Source organism: Hyphomicrobium sp. (assembly GCF_036833075.1).
Classification (GTDB): Bacteria; Pseudomonadota; Alphaproteobacteria; order Rhizobiales; family Hyphomicrobiaceae; genus Hyphomicrobium_C.
The window spans coordinates 22,720-34,573 of the sequence record NZ_DAITQL010000046.1 but is presented as its reverse complement, the minus strand read 5'-3'; the positions used below and the strand labels follow the sequence as shown (position 1 = coordinate 34,573).

The following is an 11,854-nucleotide window of genomic DNA, read 5'->3' as shown; positions in this document are numbered from 1 at the left end:
TCAATGACGACCGGATTCCAGTTGCCCCCGGATAAAAGAAGGGGGTCACATCACCGCCAAATCAAGGTTCGCGAGATTTTCTCCAGACAGATCTGCCGGGTTCTGCGTCGTGGCTGCAAAGAGACGGGCAACGACATCGCGCGTTGCCATATCTTCTGCACCTGCTGATGTAGAGGCACATAGCAAGCCTATAACGAGCACGATTGCTCTCATTATTCTTTTGCGTTCCAAGTGATGGATCCAAATTTTGAGCGCTACTATCGCAATGGCGAATTATCCGACGATCCCTTGGCAATTCGCACGGATTCTGGCTCGCGCCGGAAAAAGGCCGGATGCCTCTTTGGGGTCTCCATGCCTCTAGTCTTGCATAAGACCGAACACGACGACGGCACCGCCCTGACGGAAGCCCCAAATCTGGCTGCCGCCGGCTGCCACAGCGATATATTGCTTGCCGTCTATCTCGTAGCTCACCGGCGGTGCGTTGACGCCCGCGCCGCAGTTGAAGCTCCATACCTTCGCGCCGGTGTTTGCGTCGAATGCCGAAAACGCTCCGCTGCCTTCGCCGGTGAAAACGAGGCCGCCCGCCGTCGCCAGCACGCCGCCGATGAGCGGCTGGTCCGTTCTGGTTTGCCATGCGATGCGGCCCTTGTCCTTGAGGTCGAGTGCCGTCAGCGTTCCCCAGTTGTCCTCATGTGACGGCTCGATGATGGAGTAGGGAACAGCGGGTTTGTCTCCCTGCGCGGGCAACTCCGCCGTCCGGAAGATCATCGGAATATGCATGCCGGCGACGTAGACGACGCCACGCGCAGCATCGAGCGAAGCAGGCGACCAGTTGGAGCCGCCGGCAGGGCCGGGCGTGATACGGACGCCCTCCGGCGTTGGCGTCGCAAACAGGTTGTCCTGCGGAACGAAGGCCTGGGACTTGAACAGCAGCGCGCCGCTGCGGCGATCGTGTACGTAGTACCAGCCGAGCTTGCTCGCCTCTCCCACGGCCGGGACCGTTTTGCCGTCCACGTCGAGATCGAAAAGGGTCGGCGGGCTCGCGACGTCGTAACCCCACATGTCGTGCGGCACCTGCTGGAAATGCCAGACCGGCCTGCCGGTCGCGGCCTCGAGCGCGACGAGGGAGACGGTGTAGAGATTGTCGCCGGGCCGCGTGCTGTCGGCGGCCTGAGGCGACGGATTGCCGACGCCGAAATAGAGGATGCCGGTGGCCGTATCGATGGCGGGGGTGTGCCAGATCGATCCGCCGCCGTACCGCCAAGCATCGGGATACGTGGCAAGGCTTGCCTTCTCTGCTGCGACATCGCGGTGGAGGGGAACGCCGTCCGGCGTTTCCGTTCGGAAGCTGCCCTCCCAGCCTTCCTGCGTCGTGTCGAATTGCCAGATCTTCTTTCCTGTTTCGGCGTCATACGCGGCCAGAAAGCCGGGACGGCCGTAGCGTCCCGATACGCCGACCACCGCGCCGAGTGGCGCGCCCGACCGCGGGCTGTCGAGATGCAGTCCGTAGCCGACGCCCGTGATGCCGATGATAATCTTGCCGTCGTAGACGAGCGGCGCAATGACCGCACCGACGCCGGTCGATCCCGTAACGTTCCGGCTTTGCAGCGGGTCGCCGGCCGCCAGCGCTTTCTTGTCCTCGGTCGCACCCAAGCCCTGGTCGGCCAGTGCGATGTCCCAGACCGGCTTCCCCGTCACCTGGTCGAGCGCGACGAGGTGAGCGTCGACGGTCGCGACATAGACCTTGCCGTAGCCGAGCGCCGCGCCGCGGTTGGCCGGTCCGCAGCATATCTTTTCGGACGCGCGCTTGTGTTCGTAGCGCCATTTTTCACGGCCGGTCTGGGCGTCCAGCGCGACAACATGGGAATAGGGCGTCGTCAGGTACATGACGCCGCCGGCGATCAGCGGTGATGTCTGAAACGTCGCAGCGCTGCCGGTTTGATAGATCCATTTCGGAACGAGGCGCTTCACGGTCCCGGCATTGACCTGATCGAGCGGCGAGAAGCGCTGCTGGCCGTAGTCGCGCCCATAGAGAAGCCAGTCGCCCCGGCTCTCTGCGGCTGATTTCAGGCGGTCATCGCCGATGTCCTCCGCACGCGCCGCCGGAGCCTCGGAAAAGAGCGGAAGCACGACCGTCAAGAGAAGCCCCAACCTTAATGACATATGCATGATCACCACCCTATCCCGATCGGTCGCATTGCGGAGCCGGCGATGCAGGCCCGCCATCACGTGGTGGCGGGCCTTCTCGCCTTGAGCGCAAGCTGCCGGCTCAGCGCGGATCTATTTCTTTCGCGGATCTTCTTCCGGATTGACGTAGATGATATCGAACGGACCTGTGGCGGCCACCTGTATGATCGTCTCCTCATCCTCCGTCCAAACGTAGTGCGGATGATCTGCAGGTAGAATGAGCAATGATCCCGCGCCGAGCATCTTGCCTTTTGAAGTATCCACCTTCTCGCCCATGCCGCTCCCCATGGAACCGGTCAGGACGGTTACGGATTCAAGTGCCGGATGCGTGTGCGCTGGCACGATATAGTGAGGAGGGAATTTGAGGCGGATGATGAAAAACTCGGGCTTCGCCGGATCGCCGTGAATGAGCATGGACTGGGCGCCCTTGGGAAACGCCGGGTTGTCCTCAAATTTGATGTCGGCCGGCGTCAGCTCCCTGGCCTCCTGGGCATCGTGTGCGAGGGCGGCGCTCGTCAGCGCGATCATCGCAGCAGCAATCAAAGCTAGTCTCATTGGCGTTTCCCTTCTCCTATGACGTCAAGTGTCGAGAACGTCGGTCCCTGGCCATCAACGGCGTTTTCAGGCTGCCCTGAGCAGCGGCTTGCCAGGACATCGGGCGGGCCTTCTGCTCGGCTCAAAAGACTTTGGCTTCGCTCGTTCGCCGTCTGGTAAAGTCTCTCCAGGTAGAGCGTCTCGAGCCGAACCCCACTGATAGCCACGGAGGTCGCCACCGCGCCCGCCACGGCGGCGAACAGCAGGGCCTCCCTCCAGCGGGACACGATGGCTCGGGCGGTTCGCGCCAGAGCTTGCCTAAATGCGCCCCCATCAAGCCGTTCCACTTTCGTAGGCCCCAGCAACCAACGTTTCATGCGAGCCTAGGAAGGCTCCGACCTGGCGACCAGTGCGGTTTGCCCGAGGAGGCTTGTGAAATTTTCATGAGCTTGGGTCGCAGCACTTCACAGCCCCGACCGCGCCCTCTAGCCTGAACAGAAATGTGAGCGGCGAGGCGTCGTCATGGATCTGAAATGGCTTCTGGTGAGGCGGATGACCTCGGTGGCGCTTGCGTGCTTCCTTGCCGGTTCAGGGCTTGCGCTTTACATAACGGCAAGCAACGCAAAGCGACAAAATGTGGATCTGGTGGAGCTCGCCGGTCGCCAGCTCGATCTGCAGCTCTCTCGCATCGACAGATCGACGGACGTCCCGAAGCGATTTCCGGACTGGGACCTTGTTTCCAGCCACGCTCTGCAGCCTGGACAATGCATTGAGTTCCGTGGAACCGATGCAGGGCGAAATCGCGCGAGCTGCGCCGGATCTGATGCTCAATCGACCCGAACGCCGCAATGGTTCTTAGAGGCGTACCGACGACTCATAAATCCTCATCTCACAGCGAGCCGGGACCTCCATTATCGGGGTGCGGAGCAAGGGACCATTGTGGCAACATTCGATCCCGTTGCCACGGCCGGACAGGCTTGGATCACTTTGGCGCCCCTACTTGGTCTAACGGCCGTCTTCGTCGTAGCGCTCTGCCTCGTCACCTATATTGTCGTCGACCGCGCCCTCCGTCCGGCGAAGGACATTCTTACGGGTCTCAATCGCATGGCACGCGGCGACCTGGCCTACCGTCTTCCGGCTTTCCGCCTGACCGAACTCAATCGTATCAGTGAAGTTTTCAATGCCGTCTCCGAAGAACTCGAGGAGGCCACGACCGAGCGCACCAAGCTGGCGCGTCGCCTTGTCGACATGCAAGAGCAGGAACGGCGCCACATCGCCCGCGAGCTGCATGACGAGATCGCCCAGAGGCTCGCGGCGCTGAATGCCCATGCAGCCTGCATCCGCAGATGCGCTCAGACCGAAGCGCCGATGCTCGTCGACGACACCAGGGAGCTGGAAAAAATGGCGTCCAGCTTGATGATCTCGCTCCGTCGAACGCTGACGCATCTTCGCCCGCAGGAAATCGACGATCTGGGGTTGGCTCAGAGCCTGAAGGCTCTCATCGAGCAGCACAATGAAGGCGCGCGTGGGCGCACGACGTATTCCATCGAAATGGCTGGAGATGTGGAACAGCTCCGGGCTGACACCAGCGCACATGTCTACAGGATTGTGCAGGAAGCGCTGACCAACGCATCCAAGCACGCAAACGCGCGCCATGTCAGGGTTTCTCTGACTCAGTCGATCGAGAGGGAGCAGGAGCAGATTCGGCTCTCGGTCGTCGATGACGGATCCGGCCCATCCGGCGCTAGCACGCTTCCGATCCTTGGCGGGGCGGGCCTGATCGGAATGCGCGAGCGCGTTGTCGCGCTGAGCGGGAAGTTTGCCGCAGGACCACTCGCGAGCGGAGGGTTTGGGCTCCAGGTGGAGTTCCCCGCCTCACAGCAGAGGGTTTGAACGGTGGGCATCCGCATCCTGCTGATTGATGATCATGCCGTTGTCCGTGAGGGCTATCGCAGGCTGATCGAAAAGCACGCCGGCATCGAGGTCGTCGCCGAGGCCGATGGCGCGGCATCGGGCTATGAAGCGTTCAAGAAGTCCAGACCCGACGTCGTTATCGTCGACATCTCCATGCCGGGACGTGGAGGCATAGACCTCGTCCGACAGATCCGCCAACTGGATTCCAGCGCCCGCATTCTCGTCTTCACGATGCACGCGAGCGCGACCTATGCTCAGCAGGCGTTTCGTGCGGGCGCGCGCGGCTATGTCACGAAGAGCAGTCCACCCGAGGTCCTGGTGAGCGCAATCCGCAGCGTTGGTGCAGGGCGGCCGGCACTCTGTGCCGAGATCAGCCAAGCGATAGCCACAAGCAGGCTCTGTGATGATGCAACGACCTTGGATCGGCTTTCACCGCGGGAATTCGAGGTCCTTCGCATGATACTGGACGCCAAATCGACGGATGAAGTCGCAGCGGCCTTCAACCTCAGCCCCAGGACCGTGGCGAACTACCATAGCGAGATTAAATCCAAACTCGGCGTCCGGTCCGATATCGAGTTGGTCTATTTCTGCATGCGGCAAGGGCTCGTGGAGCCACTTAGGGAAACCGACACGGGTGAAGAGTTCTAGATCGACGGGTTTCTTAAGCTCGGCTCATCGGGCTCGATCCGGCCAAGTTCGGCGCCCACTCGTTGCGGCGCACGAAGGCGGTGCTGACCTATCGCCGCACCGGCAACCTCCGAGCCGTGCAGCTTCTGTTTTGTTCTCACAACATGCTCCTTTGGATAGAGCTAGCATTTGAAGGTCCAATGCCTGAGGACCTCACCCGAGGCGTCGTGGACGGGATTGCATGATGGTTCGATGTCCGGAAGGTAGGCATCCATCCTGGCGTCGAACAGCCGATTGTCTGCCTCTCGGAGCCGTCGACTGACTTCCCGGCCCATGTTCATCTGTATCAGCGCAAATTGCTTAAGGTCCTGCGCGTACACCCGGTAAAGGTTGGCGGCTGAAATGCAGATCGCGACGCAATCGTCGACGGCACGCACGGAGGCGCTGCGTGGACAGTGGTCCATTACAGCCATCTCTCCGAAGCAGTCGCCCTGCTCCAGGGTATGCAGGAGGTGGTCTTGTCCGCGCCAGGCTTTCAAGACGGCGGCCCTGCCCTTTTCAAGGACGAACATTGAATCGCCCTGATCGAGCTCGCGGAAAAAGAACTCATTCATGGGGACCGCAACGATCGGACACAAAGTGAGTAGGAATTGGATGGTCTCTGTGCGAATGCCGCCAAAGATGGGCATGCGCTGTAGAAGGTCGATCCGTGCTTCTTGCATGGCGCACTCCGGAGCTGGATCGTGATCTGCCATGCTTCACCTTAGCAGGTTAGTATCGCAGCCCCCAATCGTCATGTTGGATCCGGGTGACCTGAGACGAATAGATCGCGTATTTGACACGCCGGAGTCCAAAGTCGGCGACGAATTTTTCGCCACCGACCATGTCCGAGCAAAAATGGAGTGTCTTGAGCTGCTGGAGAAAGCACTCTTCCTACACGTCATCCGGGGCGTCATTCGGCCTGCAGGTCGAGCTCGATCGCCGCGGCGATAATTTTTCCGGATGCTGCAGCGTCGTCCTTGAAGACCTCAAGCGCGTTGTGGAACGCGGCTGCCGCGACCGCCCTCTCGCCAAGCGCAACGCGAGAGCGCATGAGGCGCGTCCAACCCTCGAGGTCTCGCGGAGAACTTTCCAGGCGATCTGCGAGGCCGTCGACCATCGATCGGATTTCAGCGTCACGCCCGTCCGGGCGCGTCGCATGGGCTTTCTTGATTATCCCCACGGCAAGTCCGTCACCGCCCTGGTCGACGGCTCCGGTTTGCACAGAAGAGGCTGCTGAGTTGTCGCTCTTGGAAGCCTTTGTCTTGGCCTCCTCGTATGCGAGCTTGAGTTCGGCGGAATTTGGATCAAGCGCCAGCGCCCTCGCGTAGGCGGTCGCGGCCTGTTCAAAGTGCTCCGTGTTGAAGTAGGACCAACCGAGCATCCGCCAGCCCTGAACGTTGTTGGGCGTGGCCTCGAGCCGAGCTGCCAGCCGCTCGATCATCGTATTCACATCGGGCAGCAACTTGCCGGCTGCCGCCATGGAGGCGGGCTCTTCGGTCGCAATGGAACGCGTGTAGTCCTCGAGTCGTGCAAGCATTTCGTCATCCGACCCGGATTCCGGCCGCGACGATGAACTCATGCTCCCTGAACCGGCGACCTCGAGAGGAGCGCTCACATAGGAGATCGCTGCGCCCACACATGCAACGAGGAAAAAGACAACGGCAGGTAAAATCAATGTCCGAGCGGAACCTCGAAGACCCGGGCCGAGAACCCGGCCTGGGAACCACAGGCGAGACAGGACGGCAAGCTTCTCCGCGTCCGCTTCCGCCTCATTGATCTTGCCCAGCTTGCGAAAGGCCTCGATGTCCTCGAGACGGGCCTTGCAGGTTCCGATGTCAAGCGGCTCGCCTCGCGCTTCGCTCGAGCGAAACTGGAAGATGAGCATCGCCGATATCGCGAGCGAAGAGACGATGAGAAGCCAGCCGAGGAGTGTCAAAAGCATCTGCAAGCCCCCCTCTGACCACGGGAAGATGCACGACCTCGATGATAGCTCCCTTTGGCGATGCATCTCCGTTTCCAATCGGAGCATCGGCCGCGGGATGTCGGGACATAATAGACGTAGCCACCTATATGCCTCGGATAGTGGCCGCGGCTGTAATAGTAGGGATAGTCATAGTACGTATAGCTTGGGCCTATCGGCAGAAGAATGCGCGGGCCGCGGGCGCGGTGTTGGCCACGCCGCTTGCCCTCGAGCACATAGCTCCTGGCGCCCTCGCCGGACTTTTTAACGGACTGCCCGGCCGATGCGGCATCAGGCCCTGGCCGAACGCCGAGAAAACTGACTGCCAGCACGCTGGCCATCAGGATGGATGCGAACGAATTCCGACTAAGCATGAGAGGACCTCGCATCGGTCAGAACTTCCTGCGGACCTCGGCGCGGATGCCGAAGTTGTCTTCCTCTTCGCCCTCGAGGATCTGATAGGTCGCATCGGCGCGGAACAGCCAGGCCCGGTCGATCGGGATCTGATAGCGGACACCGAAGCCGTACTGCGGGTCCTGGGCGCCGATGCCGTCATTCGCAAAGGGCTGCACCATGGCCACCTCGAAGACGAGCTGCTGGTCCAGATCGAAGAGATACTGCAAGCCGATCGCGCCGCCGAAGGCGTCGGACCCGGTGTCGTCGAGCTTCGGGTAGCCGGTGAGCGCGTCGGTCTCGAAGTTGATTCCGACGTTCTTCAGGATGCCGGCGCCGTTGCCGTCGACGAGCGGCTGCGGGTTGCCGAAGCCGACGAAGAAGTTGGCATAGGGGAGCAGCGTGCTGGGCAAGCCCGTGATCAGGCTGTTCTCCGAGATGATGGCAAGGCCGTCGCTGTCCCCGTCAGGGTCGTCCCCGAAGTTCGCGAACACGCGTGTGGAGTTCGACACGGCGTTGTAATAGCGCCGGGTGTAGGCACCGGTCAGGAAGTGCACCAGAAGACCGTCGCGCTCGTCGTAGCCATCCACCAGGGCGTAGCCTGTTTCGATATAGCCGTCGAAGGCGTCGATGAAGGCGGTTACGCCATAGAGGTTGGCGACGTGGCTGTCCGCTCCGATGGTTCCCACGTTGTCGACGTTGTCAAACGCGGCGAAGAAGGTGACGTCGAAGTTGGCAAGGCCGAGCGCTGCCGAGTTCTTCGCCGGGAGGCTCACCGCGCCGCCAAGGATCGCGTCGTTCGCCCAGATCCCGTTCTGCAGGAACAGCGGAAAGAGACCGACGGTGAAGGGCAGGTCGAAACCGGCTTCGTTGCCGGTGAACCCGGAATAGAGGGAGCCGGCGTCACCCTCGAAGAACAGCGTCTGCGGCTCGAAGTCGTACTCGTCGTTGAACCTGTTGTTCGCGCCGCCGCCGCCGAACTCGTAGCGGGTGAATTTTGTAGCGCCGTCTTGAATCGGCGTGAAGAAGGCGTGTATGCGCTCGGTACCAGTGATCTTGAAGTCGATGTCGAGGTTCAACCGCGTCGCGATCTGGGCGATATCCTTGCCGTTGTTGTTGTTGTAGGCCACCGCCGTTCGCCAGTCGCCGTAGATGGAGAGGCCCGGGAGCAGCGGGTTCTTTTCGCCGAGCAGGGTGCTGCTCTTGTCGTAGAAGCCGGAGGTGTATTGCTGGCGACCGATCTCGACGAGCGGGCGCGGCGGCTCGACCGCGGTCTTGGCGCCGTAGATGTCGATGCTGCCCTGGCTATCGTAGCCCTCGTCATATTGCGGGTCGGGTCGGAAAAGAGCGTCCTTGCGGTGCTCGCTGCTGCCTGCGGCAACCTTTGCGGCCTTGTCGGCGGACTCCGCCTTTGCCGCGTCCTTTGCGGCTTTGCGGGTGGGCTTCTTCTGCGTATCGGCTTGGTCTTCCGCGGGATCGACCCAGGTGCTCCGGCCTTTCGCTTGGGTCAACGCGCCGTCCTTATCGGGCTTGGAATACGCGCCGACGTATTGTGGATCGGCGTACGTCGCATTGACGCGGACTTCGGTGGCATCGCCCCAAGGTGCGCCGGGCACCACCTCGGTCGACCAGCCGTCCTTTCCGGTCTCACCGCTGCTTTCGCTTGCCGCAGGTCCGCAGGACATCATGAGACAAGCACCGGCCATCAACGCGGTCGTGGCAATCGTTGTCGTTGCACGATACCGAAAGCTGCCGATACAAGTCTCGTTACACATTACGCTCGAAGTTATGTGTACCAACGCTCCCTCCACGTCGTGGCTCAAACCTGAGGGGCGCGCCCGCGTCTTTCCCCCGTGCGCAACGCCCGGTGCGAATCTTTGGATCTTCGGCGCTACCCCTTCACTTCACCTCGATCTCCACTGCGGAGGCGTGGAACTCCAACATCCGCTGGTTCATGCTCTGCTCCATGTCCCTGGTGGAGTTGACGAAGCGCATGAAGTAGATCGGCTCGGCACGGCTCCGCATACGGAAGGCGAGACGATACTTGCCCGGCTTCGTGATCAGGTTCCCCGGCACCTTGTATTTGGCCCGCGTCTTACCCAGCGGTGGCAGCGATCGGTTCTCCATGCGCACGAGCGGCGGATGATTGAGCACGGTGGTCGGGATCTGAGGCGGACGCAGATGCGGCAGCGGGTCGATGTCGAAGTTGACCGGAAGGTACATCTCGCGCTCCGTGCCCTTGACGTTGGTGGTCAGGAACTTGGTCTGGAAATGCACCAGCTGTTGGTCCGTCTTGATCCGCCCCGCCGCGACGTCCAGGCTGTGCATGTCGGCAATGTCGCCGTTGCTGTCGACATAGCCCGACTCCCAGATGTTCTCGCCGTCGGGGTCGACGAGGGCGACGTTCACCCAAAGCTGCGGCTGCGCGCCGAGCGAGCCGGACGGCAGGTTGTGCCCTGAATTGAGGTTCCTGAGCCCGTAGGAAAACGCCAGATCCCTGCCGACCGCCGGCTCGCCCTCGATGTCGGGCCCGTCGATCTGCATGCCATTCTCCATGACCTGCTTCCTGATCTTGTCGCGCTCGTCGAGCCTCGCGATGTTCTCCTCGATGATTTCTCGGGCCTCTTCACGGTCCAGCGCATCGGCCCAGGCCTTAGGAAAGTCGACCTTGATCTTGCCGCTTGCGACCTTGTCCTCGAACTTTGTCGTACCCCAACCGGCGCGCCAGTCGAACGCCAGCCAGTCCTTGATGCCGTAGGCCTGGGCCTTCGTGTTGTGAGGGAAGATGCCGGGGTGGGCGATCGAATAGCCGGGACCGATGAAGCGGTGATTGGCATGCTTGCGGCCGGGGTTGATCTCCTTGCCGCCAACTACGGCCGAGGGCGCGGTGGCATAGCCCTCGGGCTTCCCGGGGACCTTGCCCATGTGGCAGTCCTGGCACGTGACGCCAGCTTTGCGTGCCGGGCTGTCGCGATATTGATCCCAGACCACCTCCAGCTTGATCCCGAGGTTGACGGCGACCTGGTGGCAGCTGACGCAGAACTCTGACTTGGTGATCTGGTCGTTCGTGATCATGCCCTCGTGGATGTCGTTGCCGCGCCCGTCGGTGCTGGTCTTGACGGAGTAGCTATCCTTCGCGGCGAGAACATCTTTGATCACGCTCTTTTCGCCGCTGCCGTAGACCGGCTCGTGGATCGTGCCCGGCTCGACCCGACGCTCGCCGTTGACCTTGCCGTACTGCTCTTTGACCCGGTGGCAGGTGATGCAAGTCACGCCCTCGCGGGACACCGCGGCGCGCTCCCAAAGCGGCGTTTCGCGGCTCTCGCCAAGCTGAGTGCCGACCTGCTGGTGGCAGCGCACGCAGAAGGTGCCGACTGTGCCTTGTGTTAGCTCCTGGAACTTCTGCTCGAACTTGTGAAACATCGGTGAGATCGACGCATAGGCATGGTTAGACGATGCCCACTCTTCGTAAATCTGCTTGTGGCACTCGCCGCATTGCGCCGCTGTAGGATAGAGGCCCTCGCCGCTCGGCAGGCCGCCATGGGCATTGGCCTCGGCTTTCGCGGGTTCAGCGTCCTCTGCCTTCACGGCATCGGCTTTGTCGGCCGCTTTTTTGCCCTCGACGTCGTATGCTCCCACCTTGGAAGGCTGTACCGTTGTGGTCCACGCATCTCCGCTGGAGCCGGCGATCGCATCCTGACTAAGGAATGCTACGTACATCAGCGTGGCAATCGCAAAAGCACAGAAGAGTATCAAGACATCGGATAACTGCTTTGAAGCCTTACGCATTACCCTTCCCCTCAGATTTTAGGCATGCATTATCCGTGCCCCCCGAACGCCTCAGGGTGACATCCCCCATTTGCATAAATCCCGCGAAAACGGCGCCCGACCACCGCCGTGAAATAAAGATTCAAACGGAAAAATTGGCGGTCATAAGGCCGAGCTTCTAGAAAAAGTTATCACGAGAAACGTTATTTCCGACGCAAGCGTCGCCAAGCTCGCCACATCTGTCTCAGTAATTGGAGGAGAGCGCTATCCGTACGGATAGTGAGAAATTGAGCAGATGGCTCCTGACTTCCAGTGACCGGCCAGATCGCAACGGATCGACCGCGTGCTGTCCGGACTGTGAATAGTCTCATCCGTATGGAATAAAATAGTTTCCTTAGCCTCCTCACGCTGTACTCGCCTGTGGGGCGC

At 61.2% G+C, this 11,854-nt stretch carries 8 protein-coding genes and 1 pseudogene; 3 read left to right on the top strand and 6 right to left on the bottom strand.

The genetic code is table 11. The annotated features are described in order from the left end of the window. Positions 1-357: 357 nt before the first annotated feature. Both V7082_RS13800 and V7082_RS13795 read right to left on the bottom strand, forming a co-directional pair. A complete protein-coding gene (locus tag V7082_RS13800) occupies positions 358-2,130 on the bottom strand; it encodes a pyrroloquinoline quinone-dependent dehydrogenase (RefSeq protein WP_334149465.1) in 1,773 nt (590 codons plus the stop codon). Positions 2,131-2,280: 150 nt separating this feature from the next. Further along, entirely contained in the window at positions 2,281-2,742 is a 462-nt protein-coding gene (locus V7082_RS13795) for a cupin domain-containing protein (protein WP_334149459.1), read from the bottom strand. A 501-nt stretch (positions 2,743-3,243) separates the two neighbouring features. Here V7082_RS13795 and V7082_RS13790 point away from each other — a divergent pair. The 3 genes and pseudogenes from V7082_RS13790 to V7082_RS13780 form a co-directional block, all read left to right on the top strand. Beyond that, a complete protein-coding gene (locus V7082_RS13790) occupies positions 3,244-4,614 on the top strand; it encodes a sensor histidine kinase (RefSeq protein WP_334149457.1) in 1,371 nt (456 codons plus the stop codon). A 3-nt stretch (positions 4,615-4,617) separates the two neighbouring features. Continuing rightward, positions 4,618-5,283: a response regulator transcription factor gene (locus V7082_RS13785; RefSeq protein ID WP_334149455.1), complete on the top strand. Its 666-nt coding sequence runs from the start codon at positions 4,618-4,620 to the stop codon at positions 5,281-5,283. A 26-nt stretch (positions 5,284-5,309) separates the two neighbouring features. Further along, a pseudogene (locus tag V7082_RS13780) lies at positions 5,310-5,411 on the top strand (tyrosine-type recombinase/integrase); the annotation flags it as partial. 33 nt (positions 5,412-5,444) lie between these two features. Here V7082_RS13780 and V7082_RS13775 read toward each other — a convergent pair. From V7082_RS13775 to V7082_RS13760, 4 genes are all read right to left on the bottom strand, one after another. Further along, positions 5,445-6,017 carry a Crp/Fnr family transcriptional regulator gene (locus V7082_RS13775; RefSeq protein ID WP_334149453.1) on the bottom strand — a complete coding sequence of 191 codons (573 nt, stop codon included), beginning with the start codon at positions 6,015-6,017 and terminating at the stop codon, positions 5,445-5,447. Between the two features lie 197 nt (positions 6,018-6,214). Continuing rightward, positions 6,215-6,784, bottom strand: a complete 570-nt coding sequence (locus V7082_RS13770; protein WP_334149451.1) for a tetratricopeptide repeat protein — start codon at positions 6,782-6,784, stop codon at positions 6,215-6,217. Between the two features lie 872 nt (positions 6,785-7,656). Beyond that, positions 7,657-9,363: a hypothetical protein gene (locus V7082_RS13765; RefSeq protein ID WP_334149449.1), complete on the bottom strand. Its 1,707-nt coding sequence runs from the start codon at positions 9,361-9,363 to the stop codon at positions 7,657-7,659. A gap of 193 nt (positions 9,364-9,556) precedes the next feature. Further along, on the bottom strand, positions 9,557-11,446 hold the full coding sequence (locus tag V7082_RS13760) for a multiheme c-type cytochrome (protein WP_334149447.1): 1,890 nt from the start codon (positions 11,444-11,446) through the stop codon (positions 9,557-9,559). Positions 11,447-11,854: the final 408 nt, after the last annotated feature.